The 18,423-nt window shown below is 41.2% G+C and carries 18 protein-coding genes and 2 tRNA genes; 8 read left to right on the forward strand and 12 right to left on the reverse strand.

Features of this window, described 5'->3' with window-relative positions; genetic code table 11:
- Window positions 1-41 precede the first annotated feature (41 nt).
- On the reverse strand, window positions 42-1,016 hold the full coding sequence (gene nadA / locus V7K46_RS05855; RefSeq protein WP_335111657.1) for a quinolinate synthase NadA: 975 nt from the start codon (window positions 1,014-1,016) through the stop codon (window positions 42-44).
- Between the two features lie 149 nt (window positions 1,017-1,165).
- On the opposite strand from nadA, the gene V7K46_RS05860 reads away from it, so the two are divergent.
- Window positions 1,166-2,083, forward strand: a complete 918-nt coding sequence (locus V7K46_RS05860) for a TIGR04168 family protein (protein WP_335111658.1) — start codon at window positions 1,166-1,168, stop codon at window positions 2,081-2,083.
- A gap of 131 nt (window positions 2,084-2,214) precedes the next feature.
- A tRNA-Ser gene (locus V7K46_RS05865) sits at window positions 2,215-2,299 on the forward strand.
- Between the two features lie 30 nt (window positions 2,300-2,329).
- Here V7K46_RS05865 and V7K46_RS05870 read toward each other — a convergent pair.
- The 3 genes from V7K46_RS05870 to V7K46_RS05880 form a co-directional block, all read right to left on the reverse strand.
- Entirely contained in the window at window positions 2,330-2,683 is a 354-nt protein-coding gene (locus tag V7K46_RS05870; protein ID WP_335111659.1) for a four helix bundle protein, read from the reverse strand.
- Between the two features lie 69 nt (window positions 2,684-2,752).
- Entirely contained in the window at window positions 2,753-4,537 is a 1,785-nt protein-coding gene (locus V7K46_RS05875) for an NACHT domain-containing protein (RefSeq protein WP_335111660.1), read from the reverse strand.
- Between the two features lie 50 nt (window positions 4,538-4,587).
- Complete coding sequence (locus V7K46_RS05880; RefSeq protein WP_335111661.1) at window positions 4,588-5,115, reverse strand: helix-turn-helix transcriptional regulator; 528 nt, start codon at window positions 5,113-5,115, stop codon at window positions 4,588-4,590.
- 160 nt (window positions 5,116-5,275) lie between these two features.
- Between V7K46_RS05880 and V7K46_RS05885 the strand changes: the two genes are divergently transcribed.
- The 4 genes from V7K46_RS05885 (at window position 5,276) to V7K46_RS05900 (ending at window position 6,958) form a co-directional block, all read left to right on the forward strand.
- Window positions 5,276-5,506 carry a hypothetical protein gene (locus tag V7K46_RS05885; RefSeq protein ID WP_335111662.1) on the forward strand — a complete coding sequence of 77 codons (231 nt, stop codon included), beginning with the start codon at window positions 5,276-5,278 and terminating at the stop codon, window positions 5,504-5,506.
- Window positions 5,507-5,617: 111 nt separating this feature from the next.
- The gene (locus tag V7K46_RS05890; RefSeq protein ID WP_335111663.1) at window positions 5,618-5,887 is read left to right on the forward strand and encodes a hypothetical protein; all 270 of its coding nucleotides are present in this window, start codon (window positions 5,618-5,620) and stop codon (window positions 5,885-5,887) included.
- Window positions 5,884-6,342 (forward strand): type II toxin-antitoxin system VapC family toxin, encoded by a 459-nt coding sequence (locus V7K46_RS05895; protein ID WP_335111664.1) that lies wholly within the window; start codon window positions 5,884-5,886, stop codon window positions 6,340-6,342. Before V7K46_RS05890 ends, V7K46_RS05895 begins: the two co-directional genes overlap by 4 nt.
- 169 nt (window positions 6,343-6,511) lie before the next feature.
- A complete protein-coding gene (locus V7K46_RS05900; protein ID WP_335111665.1) occupies window positions 6,512-6,958 on the forward strand; it encodes an acyl-CoA thioesterase in 447 nt (148 codons plus the stop codon).
- Here the strand turns inward: V7K46_RS05900 and V7K46_RS05905 are convergent.
- The 3 genes from V7K46_RS05905 to menA are packed head-to-tail and all read right to left on the reverse strand — an operon-like array spanning window position 6,951 to window position 10,256.
- Window positions 6,951-8,333, reverse strand: coding sequence for a 2-succinylbenzoate--CoA ligase (locus tag V7K46_RS05905; protein WP_335111676.1), 1,383 nt, complete (start codon window positions 8,331-8,333; stop codon window positions 6,951-6,953). The two genes, V7K46_RS05900 and V7K46_RS05905, sit on opposite strands and share 8 nt — an antisense overlap.
- Window positions 8,318-9,346, reverse strand: a complete 1,029-nt coding sequence (locus V7K46_RS05910) for an o-succinylbenzoate synthase (RefSeq protein ID WP_335111666.1) — start codon at window positions 9,344-9,346, stop codon at window positions 8,318-8,320. Before V7K46_RS05910 ends, V7K46_RS05905 begins: the two co-directional genes overlap by 16 nt.
- A gap of 13 nt (window positions 9,347-9,359) precedes the next feature.
- On the reverse strand, window positions 9,360-10,256 hold the full coding sequence (menA, locus tag V7K46_RS05915; RefSeq protein WP_335111667.1) for a 2-carboxy-1,4-naphthoquinone phytyltransferase: 897 nt from the start codon (window positions 10,254-10,256) through the stop codon (window positions 9,360-9,362).
- Window positions 10,257-10,569: 313 nt separating this feature from the next.
- Here menA and V7K46_RS05920 point away from each other — a divergent pair, with 313 nt between their 5' ends.
- Window positions 10,570-11,985, forward strand: a complete 1,416-nt coding sequence (locus tag V7K46_RS05920; protein WP_335111668.1) for an isochorismate synthase — start codon at window positions 10,570-10,572, stop codon at window positions 11,983-11,985.
- Window positions 11,986-12,212: 227 nt separating this feature from the next.
- Here the strand turns inward: V7K46_RS05920 and V7K46_RS05925 are convergent, their stop codons facing one another.
- From V7K46_RS05925 to V7K46_RS05935, 3 genes are all read right to left on the reverse strand, one after another.
- Window positions 12,213-13,520 carry a glutamate-5-semialdehyde dehydrogenase gene (locus V7K46_RS05925; RefSeq protein ID WP_335111669.1) on the reverse strand — a complete coding sequence of 436 codons (1,308 nt, stop codon included), beginning with the start codon at window positions 13,518-13,520 and terminating at the stop codon, window positions 12,213-12,215.
- Window positions 13,521-13,893: 373 nt separating this feature from the next.
- Entirely contained in the window at window positions 13,894-14,712 is an 819-nt protein-coding gene (mazG, locus tag V7K46_RS05930) for a nucleoside triphosphate pyrophosphohydrolase (protein WP_335111670.1), read from the reverse strand.
- A 40-nt stretch (window positions 14,713-14,752) separates the two neighbouring features.
- Window positions 14,753-15,343, reverse strand: a complete 591-nt coding sequence (locus V7K46_RS05935) for a metal-binding protein (protein ID WP_335111671.1) — start codon at window positions 15,341-15,343, stop codon at window positions 14,753-14,755.
- Window positions 15,344-15,486: 143 nt separating this feature from the next.
- On the opposite strand from V7K46_RS05935, the gene V7K46_RS05940 reads away from it, so the two are divergent.
- Window positions 15,487-15,559, forward strand: a tRNA-Val gene (locus V7K46_RS05940).
- A 372-nt stretch (window positions 15,560-15,931) separates the two neighbouring features.
- Here the strand turns inward: V7K46_RS05940 and V7K46_RS05945 are convergent.
- Both V7K46_RS05945 and V7K46_RS05950 read right to left on the reverse strand, forming a co-directional pair.
- On the reverse strand, window positions 15,932-16,546 hold the full coding sequence (locus V7K46_RS05945) for a hypothetical protein (protein ID WP_335111672.1): 615 nt from the start codon (window positions 16,544-16,546) through the stop codon (window positions 15,932-15,934).
- Between the two features lie 199 nt (window positions 16,547-16,745).
- The coding region (locus V7K46_RS05950; RefSeq protein ID WP_335111673.1) for a WD40 repeat domain-containing protein at window positions 16,746-18,423 on the reverse strand (1,678 nt) is incomplete at its 5' end.

An 18,423-nucleotide genomic window follows, 5' to 3' on the forward strand; every position in this document is an offset into this window, starting at 1 on the left:
CAGTTTTATTGCGTCTCTACCAGATATATACAAAATACTAGTTACACGCTCATCTCCAGCATTCGTTGCATTGGTCGCAGTGCAGCAAGGCGGATATCCTCTGACATGGTAATTTCGGGAGTGCGATTTTTCATTGCCCAGTAGAGCTTTTCTAGGGTGTTTAACCGCATAAATGGACATTCGTTGCAAGCGCAGTTATTCATCGGCGGTGCAGGAATAAAATGCTTGTCAGGAGCTAGTTTTTGCATTTGGTGAATGATTCCCGGCTCCGTAGCAACGATAAATTCCTTGGTGGGGCTGTTTTGACAATACTTGAGTAAAGCTGCTGTAGAGCCAATAAAGCTGGCGTGGCGCAATACACTACTTTCACATTCTGGGTGGGCGATCGCCTCTGCTTCTGGGTGGGCAATTTTTAACTGGACAATTTTCTTTTCCGAAAAGGTTTCATGGACAACACAGCTACCTTGCCATAGCACTAAATCTCGTCTGGTCTGCTCCATGACATACCGCCCCAAATTCCGATCTGGGGCAAAAATAATCGGCTGTTCCTTCGGTATCTGCTGCACAATTTTCACAGCATTGGAACTAGTACAAATAATATCGCTCATCGCTTTAATATCAGCAGAGCAGTTGATGTAAGACACCACCAGATGATTTGGATGCGCTGCTTTAAAAGCTGCGAATTCGTCTGGTGGACAACTGTCGGCTAAAGAACAACCAGCATTCAAATCTGGTAAAAGTACTAATTTATCGGGATTAAGGATCTTTGCTGTTTCTGCCATGAAATGAACACCAGCAAAGACGATCACATCCGCATTGGTTTTTTCTGCTGCTTTCGCCAGTTGTAATGAATCCCCAATAAAGTCTGCAATATCCTGAATATCTGGCTCTTGATAATAATGCGCCAGAATAACTGCATTGAGTTCTTTTTTGAGACTCTCAATGGCGGCAAACAAATCTAGTGGTAGTTCACCCGGTTGGGTTTTTTCTCGTTGAGCTAGTGCAGTAGTAAACACAGTTAGGGGGTGCTCTAAGTTGCAAATTTATATCCTGTGGAATCAATTATAGTAGTTTTTACCAAAAATAGTGGGCGGTTGATATTTTCGGGTTGTGTCCAAATCGGGCTGAGTTTCATATCCTGGAGATAGACGGCAAGGAAAGTGGCATGACCAGTCAGAAAACTCAATTGATAACCCTCAAAATTGCTGTAGTTGGAGATGTTCACGACCAATGGGAAGTGGAAGATGGTATTGCACTCAAGCATCTGGGTGTTGACTTAGTGCTGTTTGTCGGGGATTTTGGTAATGAATCGGTAGAAGTGGTCAGAGCGATCGCCGCTCTCGATATTCCCAAAGCAGCCGTGATGGGCAACCACGATGCTTGGTACACCGCCACCGAATGGGGACGTAAGAAGGCTCCTTATGACCGCTCTAAGGAGGACTGGGTACAGGAACAACTCGATTTATTAGGCGCGTCCCATGTCGGTTACGGTAAGCTAGATTTTCCCGTTTGGAATTTAACTGTAGTGGGGGGTCGTCCCTTTACCTGGGGTGGCCCAGAGTGGAAATTCGCGGAAATCTGTAAAGAACGTTACGGTGTGACGAGTTTGGAAGAATCCGCCGATCGCATCTTTAAAGCAGTCAAAAGCGCTGCTTACGAGACGATTATATTTTTGGGTCACAATGGGCCTAGTGGGTTAGGCGATCGCCCCGAAGACCCCTGTGGCAAAGACTGGCACCCAATTGGCGGCGACTTTGGCGATCCAGATTTTGGCGAGGCGATATCTCTTGCCTTAACTGCTGGTAAAACCATTCCCCTGGTGACATTTGGTCATATGCACCATACTCTAAGACATACTAAGGTGCTGCGGAAATCTATCTTTAGAAGTCCAGAGGGGACAATTTACTTGAATGCAGCCACTGTGCCCAGGATTGTAGAAAATGACAGCGAGAAGTTGCGTAATTTTTCCATTGTCACCCTAGAGGCGGGTGTGGTTTCGCAAGTTTCCCTAGTTTGGGTGGGGAATGACTTTCAGGTGGCTTCAGAGGAAATTTTGTACGAGCGATCGCGTATTGTGTCGTAGACATTCGCATCTAGTAGTGCAATCTGCGTAAATGATAGGGTATAGTATTATCTGTCAGCTTTAGTGCTAACCAAAAAAAGCGCCTGAATAGCGTCTGAAAGTAGGGTATGCACAAGTTTGGCAGATTTATTGGAGAGGTGGCAGAGTGGTCGATTGCGTCCGACTTGAAATCGGATGAGGCTAAAACCTCCGGGAGTTCGAATCTCCCCCTCTCCGTTTAGGAATTAAAAATTGAGGAGGATGAGGTTAGGTGGAGCCTTTGGTGGAGATAATGATGGCACCAAGAATTTTTGTTATTTCTTCGGCTTCGGTTTGGAGTTGAGTAATTCTTTCTTGAGGTACTATTTCGGTAGCAATGAGCAATCTTAACCAATACCGAGTTTCACGCGATTCTTTTAGTGCAATCATGAGCTTGCTGATAAAATCTGCTTTGCTTTGAGCGGCTTGTGCTTCTTCTACATTAGCTCCAATCGATGTTCCTGACCTTAACAACTGTTGAGCAAGGGTTCGCGCTACTCCTGGTTTGTCATCTAAAAACTGACACAACTTGACTATGCGAACTGAAAAAGTAAAAGTGCGATCGCAAATATCTTTTTTCACAACTATAAGTTAACTATATTTTGTGTCATTTATCTGCTTTTAGCTATCTCCTTAACTTCTATTAAATGTTTAATTTTCATTTGGTAACAGCAAAGTATTCTCAATTTTTTGCCTAACTTCCAGGCTTACATAACAATCACTATTTAGGCAATCCATTAGCAACTTGTTGGCATAGTAATACTGTTCTAATAGCGTCTTTTGTGCTTCGTTGAACTGCCAGTGATGCCCAATATTGCAATGCTCAATCATGACGGTTCTAAGCTGTTCATTCCAAACTTGACCATCAGTTTTCCACCAGTTATAAAACGCTTTACTGTTGCTTTTGATAGGTGAAAATTGGCTTTTTAGATTGTCAAGTAAAATCTGTAAATCAGGGTTTAGATTACGTTTTAGACCAAAATCAAGATTTAAATTAAAGTGATTAGGATAGAGAGTATGTAGGCTTTTTCTAGTTACACGAATTTTTTTTATTTCAAAAAATATAGCAACTTCAAAACTCAAGCCTGGAATACCTATCCCGCTAATTCCATCTGGAACGCAAGCTTTATAAAAATCATTGTCTGAAGTCCCAGTAAGAGCTAGATCGAAAGCTAAAACACGAGGAAGACTTTCAACGTCTGAATACTTCTCTTGAATAAGATGATTTATCAAACGTAAATAGACACCTCTAACTTCTGCTGGCGGATATGGCACTGTAGCTAAAGAAGATTTTTTAGCTACCCACCTCATTAAATGTTGTAACTGTTCATCTGTGCTAATTAGTCTGTCAATTTTATGCTTCATCAATAGGGTAAAATCATCCGCCTTCCGCATCATCCCTGCTGTGAGCAAAAAAACTTCGCGCCAGCGTTTCTCTGTGATATGCTCTAGCAAAATTTCCCAGGCAGAGTTAAAAACTATTTCTCTTGCAGCGAAATACTCATGAAATGTTAGGTGAGAAAAGGAATAAATACCTTTTGCTCTTTCTACTAATAATCCATGCTGTGCTTCAATAGACTTTAAAACGGCTTCACTATCAAGTTTCAATACTTCTGGATCTGTGTCAGCATCACGTAAGTTACGAATAAAATCAGCAATGTATGCTTCAGCCGTTTTTTGCTTAAAGAAATAGTCTTTCTGCTCAAAGGTGGTTAAGCCTATTTGACTCAGCAAATCTTCCTTACGCTGCAAAGACAGATTTTTATAGACTTGATCCCGTTCAATATTGCGTTTTGCATCCCATTTCTTAAGCAATACATCTAACCCTTCTTGATACAGTTCAGAACGGTTTGCTGGGAAATCTCCACTATCTCCAAACACCAAACATAGTAATGTCAATAGTAAAGGACTACTAGCTAGTTCTTGGATTGGTTTATTGTCTTTGAGTTTTTGAATGAATCTTTTAACTTTAACTGGATCAGTTAACTGAAACCAGTTTTGAGCAAAAATGGCTATTTGTTTTTCGTCAAAATCTGCCATTTCCACTTCTGTGAAACTTTCATAAGTGTATTCTTTGGCAGCAATACGACAGGTAATTACAAATTGATTGGTATGAAACAGGTCAGAAAATTCCCGAATTTGTCGTAAGACATGCTTGATGTCTTCCTCTCGTACTTCATCCAACCCATCCAGCAATACCAATGCTTTACCCTGTTTCAACAGTTTCTCTACTGTCACACTGGCATGAATTAATCCACAGTTTGATAATTGTTGAGCAATAAATCTCAAAATATCTGGTTGTTTAACTGCTTCTGCAAAATCTTTTAAAGTGATAAACAAGGGAACTCTGTCTGCTTGAAATCTCCCTTCAATACACTGCATTGCTAGATATTTTAAAAAAGTTGTTTTTCCTGCTCCTGGTTTACCTAAAACCATCAGCTTACTATAACGCTGTACAATCTCTAATCCTGAGACTCGTTTCTGTTTTACTTGGCTAAGTCAATCCGCTCAAAGTTATCATGGTTACAGCTTTCCATTAGTTCCGCAACTTTTAGTCGTCTTCGTCCTGTTATTTCCTCCAGAATATTGACATTCGTGTAAATACCTTGTTTCCCTGTTAACTTAATTGGCTTAGGCATATCTAATACCCGCATAGTTCGGCACTTTTCTTTGATGTAGGGTTTAATTTGTTTGCGGATTTCTTGCACTAAAGTATCAATAAAATCATCTACGTCATCTGTAGTTAAATGACTAGAGGGTTTTTGTTGTGCATACCTTTTGCTCAGATACTCCCGTAAGCGGCTTTCTTTAACAGGGCCATTACCAGTGATGCAAAATTTTTTGTAAATACCTGTAAGGCAAGTGCTGAGGTTACTTTCAGAAATGTTTAATTCTTGAGCTACGTGGACTCGACTCTTACTACGACCGAATATTTCCAGAAAGACTTCTTTCTCTCGGTGCGACAATTCACTGTATTGCTCCAGTTGCTTAAGAAAGTCCTCTGGTATAGACATTGACCACTCCCACAATTACTTATAAGCCAGTGTAGCCAAAGTTTTTATCAAAATGTGGAGTTAAATCAGTGTAAGTCAGGCTAAGTCAAGGTAAGTCAGATAAATAACTACAAAAGAAAATTGCGACATTGAACTCAGTTAAGCTACTGAGGCAATCGCAATGCTAGAAACACTAATCCCTCTGGTTGTAAATAAGTCTGTTGAAGTTATTGTTGGAATACTGCTGGAAAAGTTTTGTAAATGGGTACTGAGTGATGCCAATATCAAAAGTGCCAACAATTTTCTGAAAATGCAGATTCTTGTACTTTATCTTGATTGGGTTTTACGAAAAACCTCACTAAAATCTCTGTCAGAGGAATCAGAAGAGAAGGAGAAAAAAACAGGTGGGTAGTAGAGATAATAAAGCGATCGCATTCACAAACCAGAGGCGATCGCTCCCTAACCTCTCCCCAAACTCCCATCGTGCTACCATTACCAATAAATTCTTTTGGGAGGTCAATTAATGGCTACCATTCATGCGCTCAATATACCTGATGAGTTATACGAACAACTACAACACTTAGCTAAAGCTGAAAATAACTCAATTGATGCTCAAGTTATTACAATCTTGCAGAACGCTTTGCAGGCAAAAACACAGCTAACGGAAGAGGAAAGGCGAAAAAATGTCCCAAAACTCCTAGAGGAAATTAGTCGCCGTCGCCGCCGCTTGAATCCAGCAGACTTTGGATTACCTGATAGTACTGAACTAATTCGAGAAGACCGCGATAGATGAGCAATCCTCTTAGATGCGTAGTAGATACCAGTGTGTGCATCAAGTATTTTATTGCTGACCCACTAACTGCCAAAGTTAATCAACTCTTCGGTCATCTCGCCAATCCACAAACAGAAATTTTTGTTCCAGACCTTTTTTATATTGAGTGTGCTAACACGTTCTGGAAGTATGTCCGTGCAAGGATGTACACTGCTGCTGAGGTTCAGACAGATTTAGCCACTCTAAAAGCTTTTCCGTTGCGTGTTGTTTCAACAGCTGATTTGATGGCGGATGCAGTTACTATAAGCTTGAGTTATGGAACTTCTGCCTACGATGCTTCTTATGTCGCGCTTTCCCAGCAGGTAGGTGCTACTTTGCTGACTCTCGACGGTAAGCTGGTGAGGGCAATAGCCGCTTCGTCTTACAATGTTTCCTCGTTTAATGACTTCGAGGTTCCGCCGTTGGAGTCAATGTAAAAGCGATCGCTCTTTCTTACCTCCAAAGCATTGGATGAGGCTAAACAAATCGATACAAACTCAGAATTGGGGAAATTGAATTTTTATTACCGACTTACTTAGTTGCAATAAAATTAATTTGTAGAGCAGGGGATAAACCTTCTGTTTTTCTAATATTCAATTGTAAAAAATGTCTTTTACTTATAAATGCACGGTTCGCTTTCAAGATACTGATGCTGCTGGAGTAGTTTATTTTGCTAATGTTTTAGCTATTTGCCATGAAGCTTATGAAGAATCTTTAGAAGCATCAAGTATTAATCTCAAAGTTTTTTTTACTAATCCGTCAGTGGGATTTCCTATTGTTCATGCTAGTGTTGATTTCTTGCGCCCTATGTTTGTCGGGGACAAATTGCTGATTAGCTTAATACCGCAAAAAATAGGTGTTGATAAGTTTGAAATTACTTATGAAATTACAGTGATTGAGGTGGTAGTTGCTAAGGCTATTACTAGGCACGTTTGTATTGATGTAAGTAGTAGAAGTAAGCAGGAATTACCTGAAGAGATTATCCAGTGGCTGGAGACGAACCGCAGAGACGCAAAGGGCGCAGAGAGAAGAAAGTCGAGAGAGATTATATGATGGGGTTTTGCAGGAATTCTGCGGCTATTTGCTGTAGCTGTTGGCGGTTAATTTTACCTTGGGAGTTACGGGGTAAGTTTTCCTGGGGAATCCAATATTTAGGAATTTTAAATTTGCTGAGTTTATCTTTGAGTAAGGTTTGGATTTTTAAGGCAGAGGTATTTGATTGTCTGGGAATGTAAATCGCTGTTAATGCTTGTCCCCACTGTTTATCTGGGATGCCGATGACACAAATATCGGCAACCATTTGAGTTGCTTGTATAGCTGATTCAATCTCTGTTGGGTAAATATTTTCTCCACCTGTAATAATTTTATCGCTGTTACGTCCGACAATATTTAAATGACCTTGTTCGTCTAAAAAACCTAAATCATCTACTTGGAAATTATCTTGATTTTTTCTGGTTATCGGATAATAACCAAGAGCTAGAGATTGAGCATAAATAGTGATGTTTCCTATTTGATTAGAATTTAAAATCTCGCCTTGCTGATTGTGAATAGTTACTTTTGCATGAGGAAGAATTTGACCACTGCTAATTTTACCGCTCAGAAAATCATCTGGTTTCAGGGTAGCAATTTGAGAGGCAGTTTCTGTCATGCCATAGGTAGGTGCTAACCGGATATGATGAAATCTGGCTTTTTCTAGTAGTTCGCTCCATGCTGGCGCACCTCCCAAAAGTACAGTATTAAATTGGGATAGCCATTCAGTTAATTCTGGATTTTCCAAGAGGCGTTGTAACTGTGTTGGTACTAAAGATAGAAAAAACTTTGATTTTTTAATATTCAATATTTGACTAAATTCTACTGCTTTGAATGGTAAAATAGCCAGTTTACCTCCGGTGGTGAAAGAGCGCATAAATTGCATTAAACCGCTAACGTGATATAGCGGTAACACACAAAAAGAATTGACTTGTTTTAGTTGAAAGTATTCTGTAAATCCTTGTACAGATGCTATGAGAGTTTCCCAAGTGTGGATGGCAAACTTAATCTGCCCCGATGAACCACCTGTGGGAATCATGATGTGATTGGGAATTGGGCATTGGGTATTATTCCCATTCCTCATGCCCCTTGCCTCATGCGCCATTCCCAAAATCATGTCTGGCTGTACTAAGTCAAACACTTGTTGCCATTCTTGTGTTCCCCAGTCGGGGTTACAAAGAAAAACTGGACAATTCGCTGCACAAGCGGCAATAAAACTGGCTAGAAATCGTAATGGTTCGCGTTCGGTTAAGATAATTTTTGGTGGTGTTCCACATGCTGATAATTGTGTTAATTCTAAATATAATTCTTGAGCTATTTGATTAAATTGATAGCTATTGTAACCAATAAGCCAATCATTTTGAGCCAGGTTATTAAAACAGTCTAAAGGTATTTGCATAAACTTTGAAGCCACGTTTCCTCTTGTTCAAAAAAATGGTCAATGCCAAAACCAATCGCCCTGTTGTTTCGGGATAATTCCGCTGCTAGCTGGAGTGCTGCAAGTCTTGCGATCGCAGTTTCAAATACTGATGAAAATACAGTATCAATTTTATGCTGGTGGCAAAACTTTCTCAGACGAGATGGTGATCCGACTATCCCAGGTTTTATGACAAAAATCCCTCGCCAACCTTGTTGATGACAGGCGGCGAGTTGTCCAAGTGTGGCGACAGATTCATCTAAAGCGATCGCAGTTTCATAACTCATACTCAATTCCAACATCTGCTGAAATTGCTCAACAGGTAGCGGTTGTTCGATAAATTCAATTTCTAGGGGTAGTTCTCCATTTGCCTTGAGATTGTCGCAAGTCCACAGCCATAAGTTAGCTTCTTCATAGGTGAGTCCACCGTTAGCGTCTAATCGCAGTTTCGTAGAGGCTGGTAAGGTGTGGATGAGTGACTCAAAAATTTCTAGTTCATGAGCGATCGCATCTACACCAATTTTCCACTTAAAAGTGCGATATCCCTGCTGCCATAGGGTTTCCCATTGATTTAAAGCCGCTTCCCCCGCTGGTAATAAGGCACTGTAAAAGAGTGAATTAGGAGTTAGGAGTGAGGAGTTAGGAATTATAAAATTATCTCCCCTATCTCCCCCACTCCCTACTCCCCACTCCCTACTCCCCACTCCCTCTAACGCTGACTCAAAGCCAAATTGACAGGCTGGTAACTCATCTGGGATGGAGAAAATTATCTCGTCTGTGATTTCTTCTGGGAGTTGGCGACAAAAATCTAAAGCTTGTTCTAGGGTTTCGGAACCGAACCAGCTAATGGGGGCAATTTCTCCCCAGCCGACTCTAAGAGTTTCATCGGTAAGATGGAGGATAATACCTTCACGAATATCCCAATTACCATGATTGGTAGTCAGCGATCGCCTAAATCTTCGCTGATAGGGACGAAATTTAAATTGATAACGCATCAATTAGTAATTGCTAAAGCATAAATCCCAAGCCCAACAGCAAGCAAGCCCAGAAATGCACAGCTACAGCGATGAATTTACAGTTACTAACTTTGTCCGGCTGGTTGTGATTTTCTTGGACGTGGCGGCATAATTTGACAGCAAAGGGTAAACTCACCCAACTCAGCAATGTCCAAGCTGGAGAAATTCCCAATAGCACAAACAGCAAGGTGAGGGGATAAATGCTACCAGTGAACCAAACTAGGAGTTGGGCCCCTTTTGCTGTTCCCAGACGGACGATAGGCGATCGCTTACCTGCGGCTATGTCATCCTTAACTTGGTGAAAGTGTGAGCAAAACAAAATTAAGGTTGTGGCAATCCCCACAATCACTGAGGCTGCTAAACTCGTTATTGACCAAGTTTGAGTTTGGCTGTAATATGCTGCTTCCACCGCTAAGGGGCCAAAGGCAAAAAAGCAAAGAATTTCGCCTAAACCCTGATATCCTAAACGAAAGGGAGGCCCTTGGTACATATAGCCCAAACCGCAGCACAGCAGAATTATGGCGATGACAGTTAGGTCTTGTTGCCAAAAGGCGATCGCTAGTATGCCCAGTAACCCCAAACCTAAACAAAAATTTCCTATCCAAAATATTAATAGCTTATTGCCAGTTAAGTTCACTAGAGAATGGTGCTTATTTTGATCAATACCTGTTTCAGAATCAAAGACATCATTACTGATATTTTCCCAGGCAAGAATTAAAATTGCCGCAGTTACAAAAGTAGAAAATACTGCACCATTGAACATTTTAGTTTCTGCAATTGCTACTGCTGTTCCTACCCAAATGGGCATAATGGCAACGCTGTACATTGGCGGTTTAATCGCTGCCATCCATAACTTAGTGTTGGGATATAAAATCTGCTTGGTAGTCATCAGTTGTGATTAATTAAATTGCCGGAATATTACTCACACTTTAGATTTTATGATTTAAAGAGACTCCAGATATGGGTGATATACAAACAACTCTCACTTTTACTGTGGCTTGTTAACCTTGTGTTGTTAACACTCACCCTGACGTTGCAATATAAGGCTGAAACTGGCTTATCATGTTCTGAGAACACCACAAACAAGGCAAACCCTACGCTGGTAAAATGGCAACTTAATATGTTACCTGTAAAAATACGACCACGATTAATTACACTTTAGGAAGTTAACTTAAAAAAAATTTACTATCCTTAGAAGATCCATGACAGTTTTACCATGTCGTAACAACTTATTTGTAGAACACAAAGATTTATATCAATTTCTGGTAGCAGTGCAAGAAAAGTGCGTCAACAATAATTGCAGACAAATTGTCAGTATCTCCCAGGAGATTGATTTAGTTGACCCTTTAGTTGTATTGGATAAACTTACACAAGCAAATGAAATAAATTTTTACTTTGAGGACAAAAATAAAGGAGAAGCGATCGCAGCAATTGATGCTGTGACAAAATTACAAATTGATGGAGCAGACCGTTTTACTAAAGCCGAAAATTTTATCAAATCTTGTCTAAAAAATATAATTAATTTTGGTAACGTTAATCAACCTTTTTCTGGCCCTCACTTTTTTTGTTATTTCAGCTTTTTTGATAAAAATTCCCAAGTAGATTATCCATTTCCATCTGCTACCATTTTTCTGCCCCGTTGGCAAGTAGCTGTGAAAAATCAGCGTTGCATATTAGTAACAAATATAATTATCAATGAAAATGTAAATATTCAAAGGTTGTTGGAGACTGTGCAAAATAAAATTGAATTTCTCCAATCTTTAGAATATTACTCTGCTAATATTGATAGTTTTCCGCCAAAATTCTCCAATAAATCTCTCACAAATGCTGCTCAGTTTAAACGTTCAGTAGTATCTGCTTTGGAAAAAATTAGGTCTAGTCATTTAAGTAAGATTGTACTAGCAGATATATTAGACGTCAAGTCAAGCAATCACTTTGACTTAGTTAAATCCTTAAATAATCTTAGGCAAATACATCCTAACTGTTATATTTTTTCTACAAGTAATGGCAAGGGACAAAACTTTATTGGTGCAAGTCCAGAACGATTAATTAGTATTAATAATCAACAGTTAATCACCGATGCTTTGGCTGGTTCTGCACCACGAGGTAAAACTCCTGCTGAAGATGCAGCTAATGCCAATCGCTTACTCAATAGTGCAAAAGAAAAGCACGAACACTCGCTGGTACTTGATTTCATTACACAACGCCTATGCCAGCTAGGTTTATTACCCCAAATATTAGCACCGCGCCTGCGACAATTATCGAATATCCAGCATTTATGGACACCAATCAGCGCTATGGTTCCTGCTAACATCCATCCATTAAAGATTGTTGCCCAATTGCATCCTACACCAGCTGTTGCAGGTGCAGCACGAGATGTAGCCTGTGCTGAAATTCGTCGTTACGAAAACTTTGAAAGAGGTTTGTATGCTGCGCCTCTAGGTTGGATAGATTCTCAGGGAAACTGCGAGTTTATTGTGGGAATTCGTTCAGCATTGGTCTATGGCGATCGCGCTAGATTGTATGCTGGTGCTGGTATTGTTGCGGGATCTAATCCTGACAAGGAGTTTGCAGAGGTGCAACTTAAGCTTCAGGCGTTACTAAAAGCGTTAGTTTAAAGAGACTTCCAAATAAAAAACATCCAAAGATTTCTCTGTATTAGGACTTACGCAAAATATCTCTCAAACTCTGATTTCTCCGTGTCGCGCCAGTTGCTTCTCCTAAGGGAGACGCTGCGCGAACAAGTCGGGAAACCCGCCCAACGCACTGGCTTCTCTGTGCCTCTGCGGTTCGTTATTCCGTAACTTGTGCGTAAGTCCTATGTATGAAAGCTTATATTTTAGTTTTAAACTAAATCTTGATGAGTGAAAGCTTTAGCATTCGCCCCAGTGTAAGTAGCTACAATATGACCATCACCAATCATTTGATATTTGTATGTGACTAATCCTTCTAAACCAACAGGACCACGGGGAGGCATTTGTTGCGTACTAATCCCTACTTCTGCACCAAAACCATAGCGAAAGCCATCAGCAAATCTAGTGGAACAATTGTGGAATATATTGGCTGAATTTACTAGTCCAAAGAAAGTTTCAACAGATGCTGAATCTTCAGTAATAATCGCGTCAGTATGGCGAGAACCATATTCATTAATATGAGCGATCGCATCTTCTAAAGAGTCTACAATCTTAATCGACAAAATAAAATCGCTGTATTCTGTTTCCCAGTCTATTTCTGTTGCGGTTGCAATGTTAGGTAAAATCTTTAAGGTGCGTTTATCACCTCTTAATTCCACATGTCGTTCTTCCAAAGCCTCAGCAACTTTGGGTAAAAACTCTGTAGCAATAGAGGAGTGAACTAGCAAAGTTTCAATAGCATTACAAACAGCAGGATATTGCGCTTTGGCATCGACAGTAATTGGAACTGCTTTAGAAATATCAGCGGCTTTATCTATATAAAGATGACAAATTCCATCAGCGTGGCCTAGTACCGGAATCCGCGTATTTTCCTGCACAAACCGGACAAATGAATTAGAACCTCTAGGAATAATTAAATCTACATATTTATCTAACTTCAAAAGTTCTAAAGTTTCTTCTCTAGTTGTTAGCAGTTGCACCGCATCAGGATTAACAGCAGTATGAGATAATCCTTGCTTAATTGCTTTAACTATTGCTTCACAAGAACGCACCGCTTCCTTTCCACATTTGAGAATTACACCATTACCCGATTTAATAGCCAAAGAAACAATTTGAATTGCTGCCTCTGGACGGGCTTCAAAAATAATCCCTAAAACACCTAAAGGACAAGTAATCCGCTTGAGAGTCAAACCAGTGTCTAATTCACGGTGAATCTGCACTTTACCAACTGGATCAGCTAGCTTACCAACATCTCGTACCCCAGCGATCGCATCTCTTAACTTATGTTCATCCAACTGCAAGCGTTTATAAAGTGGTTTGGCAATTCCTTCAGAAGTTGCAGCTTCACAATCAGCAACATTTGCTTGTAAAATTTCATTTCTAGCTGATTCTAAAGCTTGAGCGATCGCAACAAGCGCTTGATTTTTGGCTTCAGTGGAGAGAATCGCTAGCTTACTTGCAGCTTGGCGGGTTTGCCCTGCGATCGTAATTAGGGGAGAAGCAATGTTAAGAATAGTCATAGCACAAATTTTTACCTTTTCCTCATCTTATCAACACTGAGTTAATCATTGGTTATTAGTTATTTTCCTCCTTCCTCCCTTATCCTCTTCCTCCAATCGGGTGAACCATGTGGGTAATCAATAATTACTCTGATCGGGTGAAGCAAGACTTGGTTTAAAACATTTATTCTGTAATTATCGAACACAGAAAAACCAGAAGTAATAACTTCACAGCTATACAAATATTTTAAGTATTAGTACAGGCATTATTTGAAAGTCTTAAATATGATTTATGCGTACCGAGACTAGAGAGACAAAGTGAGTTATGTTTCTCTAGTCTTTTTATTAAGGAAATAATTTATACTGCCCTTTTTCGTAGTCGAGGAGCTTTAACTTATGAACCTTCTTTAGCAAGTTGCGCTTTTGCCTGTTGCCACAAGTTTTCTAACTCATCCAAACTGTAATCATAAAGGGGACGGTCAACAACTGCCTCCATTTTTTCTAATCGCTGAACAAATCGCTGATTTGTGCCTTGCAAAGCGGCGCTAGGGTCAAGATTATGCCAACGGGCTAGTTGAATAGCTGCAAACAGTAAATCGCCTAATTCTGCTTGTTGTCGTTCTAGTGTTTCCTCAGCCAAAGCCTGTTGAAACTCCGCCAACTCCTCATGAAACTTATCCCAGACACCTTGAATATTTTCCCATTCAAACCCGATCGCCGCAGCCTTTTGGGAAATCTTCATCGCCGCCGTCAACGGGGGAAGGGTACGCCCATAACGACCGAGTTTAGCACTAAGTTTTTGCGCGTCTGGAGAGGGTTCGCCTTTTTCCGCAGCTTTAATTTGTTCCCAATTTTGCCGCACCTCATCCACACTTGCTACCGACACATCACCAAACACATGGGGATGACGGCGAATCAACTTTTGGGAAATTCCTTGAGTTATTTCTTTGAGGGAAAATTGCCCAGATTCGCTAGCGATTTGGGCTTGCAGTACCACTTGTAATAATAAATCCCCTAACTCCTCAGCGATCGCCCCCTTATCCCCACTCTTAATCGCGTCTACCACCTCATAAGCTTCCTCAATCACATAAGGCGTCAGCGTTTCAGGAGTTTGAGCCAAATCCCACGGACAACCACCATCAGGCGATCGCAACTTCGCCACCACCTCAATCAACTCCTGCAACGCCGCCAAACTCTCATTTTGATTTTCCATACCTCTGCGTACCTCTGCACTTCCCTTTGCGTTTAAAAAATCATTTCTTAGTCTTCGGCCGACGACTACCACTCCTGTTCACTTTCCGCCTCTTAATTTTGCCACTAGGAAGCAACCCCCGAACCCCCTGCTTTTTAAAACGCTTATAAGCCGAACCGCCCCAATCGCTGAGAGAATGACTCATTGCACCGAGTTCCAACCCCAAAAAGAGGGCGATATATTCAGTATCGTATTGTAGGAGCGATCGCCCCACAGTTTGTCCCAAATCCTGCCAAGTAAAGCTCAGATTCCCCAACCTTTCGGCAATTGCCAAAACGAAAATTGCCAAAATAGCGAGCAAACACCCCAGATAAAGTATCCGCAGAATCGTGCCAATAATCGGCCCGTGGGATAAAAAAGAACGATGACGGAGACTTTTTTGATAAGGTAGCCAAATCCAGCGCAAGAAACCCCAGCGTTGAAATTGCACAGAGTAAATATCCAAATCGGGGCCAAACATTAGCCCTCCGAATAGAAACCCGCCTGCAACCAACAAAGTTGCATTGCTACTGCGAGTCTGCCAGAAAGTAACGCCCGCCACCAACGGCAGAGCATACATAGTAATGCGATCGTGCGTTCGACCAGAGGGCATCCTAAATCCTGTTAGCGATAGCGGGGCGTTGAGCCAGTGCTGAGTAACTGAATACTGAGTCAGTATAAGAGAAAAAAAGATTTTCCCAAAACTACTAGCGCCACGCGAAATATTTTGCTATATTAGTTAAGGATTAGTAAAAAGGGCGGTTAGCTCAGTTGGTAGAGCGCCTGCCTTACAAGCAGGACGTCATCAGTTCGAGTCTGGTACTGCCCATTAAGTAAATTAAGGTTAGAGACAGCTTAAATGCGGTTTCTAGCCTTTTTTAAATGGATTCACAATTTCTAATTGACCGTGCCAATTTTGGATTGAAGAATTGAAGAATTAAAGATTATAAATTTCCTCACGGCTGAATACACCATTCACTTGAACAGGATTCTCTGTTAATTCATCAATTATGTCTCTTTTTTTAGATGATTTTTTCTTCACCAAAACGATTACTTTAATATCATCTTCGTCATTGAGTTCTTGTTTATACTCATCAGGAATCTGAATTAAACCATTTTGAATCTTTGTATGAAACTCAACCGCATTTAAGATTTTTAATTTCTCTTACATATTGAAATAATTAAATATTATCCCATCTATTCAGACAGCAGTTAAAACAGGCTGAAAAGGTTGCAATAAAATACCCAAAATTTTATCAACTTCTTTAATATAGTAATCAGTTAAATCTATATAGACAGTCGTTTCTTCTAAAAATAAAAACTTCCAGTTAGTTCCGCTAGTCACCGCTCCATAAATCCGCCCAACTTCATTGCCTTGATTTTGATTGAACAACTGCGCTGCAATCATTGCCGCTACACATTGACCAAGACCACCTATAATATCTTCTTTTTTCGCCTCAAAAATAAACATTATCGGCGCAGAAATAAATAATTGCTCTTGGGAATTGCTGATAATGTAATCGCAAAAACCCTGCAAGCTTAGAGTTGCATCAACATTAAATTCATTCCCAGAAAAGAGTGATATTTTATTATTTAATAATCGTCTGACCTCCGCCAGTATTGGTGCAATTAAAAACTCTGATCTGGCTTTTTCGGTTGAAATTGCAGTTGCCAAAGGAATGTAATCTATTAAAATCGTTCTGAGAGTTTCTGATGGTGTAACAGGTTTTGTATCAGCAAATAAATTCTGAGTTTCATCGAGGGTTAAGTCAAAACTCTTTTTCACCTTAGCGAGACTAAAATCGCTGTATGCCATCCTTCCACCTTGTGATTATCTATTTCGTCTATATATTGATGCAACTCAATCTTAGCCCTATTGAATGGGAGCGATCGCACTGAAGAAAATGTAGAAAATGTAGGTTGGGTTTCGCAAAGCCTCAACCCAACCTACATTTTCGTAGGTTTGTTGGGTTTCGTTCCTCAACCCAACCTACGTAGATATTCTAACCACCCTTTTAAGGTGAGTTCGACTGCGATTCAGCCTTGCCTTTGTTGACAAACTCTTGTGCTTTTACCTGGGGATCAAATTTTAAATTAGCATCCCACTGTTGTGCTTTGCGGAATTTGACAACAGCATTATCAACGTCTTCATTTCGCGCTAGCTTCTCACCTTGGATAACTAATACTGTAGCTGCTTGCACCAAGCGAGGCGGAGTTTGGCATTCTGTTACTTCTTCCAGCACCTCAGGATGGACAATCAAATAATTGTTGAGCAACCCACAACCATCTGTCACTAACTTATTTAAATCCAAATTCCATACAATTACAGTCTTGTCATAACTTGCAGAAGCCAGCCTTTGTCCATCCGGGCTAAACACCACGCTAAAGACCGCACTGCTATGTCCACTCAGGGTTTGCAGAAGTTTGCCTGTGGCTGCATCCCAGAGTTTGATGGTCTTGTCATAACTTGCAGAAGCCAGCCTTTGTCCATCCGGGCTAAACACCACGCTATTGACCGCACTGCTATGTTCACTCAGGGTTTGCAGAAGTTTGCCTGTGGTTGCATCCCAGAGTTTAATGGTGTTGTCAAAACTAGCTGAAGCCAGCTTTTGCCCATCGGGGCTGAACACCACGCTATTGACCGCACTGCTATGTCCACTCAGGGTTTGCAGAAGTTTGCCTGTGGCTGCATCCCAGAGTTTGATGGTGTTGTCAGCACTTGCAGAAGCCAGCCTTTGCCCATCGGGGCTGAACACCACGCTATTGACCCTATCGCTATGTCCACTCAGGGTTTGCAGAAGTTTGTCTGTGGCTGCATCCCAGAGTTTGATGGTCTTATCATCACTTGCAGAAGCCAGCCTTTGCCCATCGGGGCTAAACACCACGCTATTGACCGCACTGCTATGTCCACTCAGGGTTTGCAGAAGTTTGCCTGTGGCTGCATCCCAGAGTTTGATGGTTTTGTCATCACTTGCAGAAGCCAGCCTTTGCCCATCTGGGCTGAACACGACGCTAATGACCCAACTGCTATGTCCACTCAGGGTTTGCAGAAGTTTGCCTGTGGCTGCATCCCAGAGTTTGATGGTCTTGTCATCACTTGCAGAAGCCAGCCTTTGCCCATCGGGGCTGAACACGACGCTATTGACCCTATCGCTATGTCCACTTAGGGTTTGCAGAAGTTTTCCTGTGGCTGCATCCCAGAGTTTGATGGTCTTGTCATCACTTGCAGAAGCCAGCCTTTGCCCATCGGGGCTAAACACGACGCTATTGACCCTATCGCTATGTCCACTCAGGGTTTGCAGAAGTTTGCCTGTGGTTGCATCCCAGAGTTTGATGGTGTTGTCAAAACTAGCTAAAGCCAGCTTTTGCCCATCGGGGCTGAACACGACGCTATTGACCCTATCGCTATGTCCACTCAGGGTTTGCAGAAGTTTGCCTGTGGCTGCATCCCAGAGTTTGATGGTCTTATCATCACTTGCAGAAGCCAGCTTTTGCCCATCGGGGCTGAACACCACGCTATTGACCGCACTGCTATGTCCACTCAGGGTTTTCAGAAGTTTGCCTGTGGCTACATCCCAGAGTTTGATGGTCTTGTCAGCACTTGCAGAAGCCAGCTTTTGCCCATCGGGGCTGAACACCACGCTATTGACCGCACTGCTATGTCCACTCAGGGTTTTCAGAAGTTTGCCTGTG

This window comes from Nostoc sp., from assembly GCF_036917395.1.
In the GTDB taxonomy this organism is placed as follows: domain Bacteria; phylum Cyanobacteriota; class Cyanobacteriia; order Cyanobacteriales; family Nostocaceae; genus Nostoc.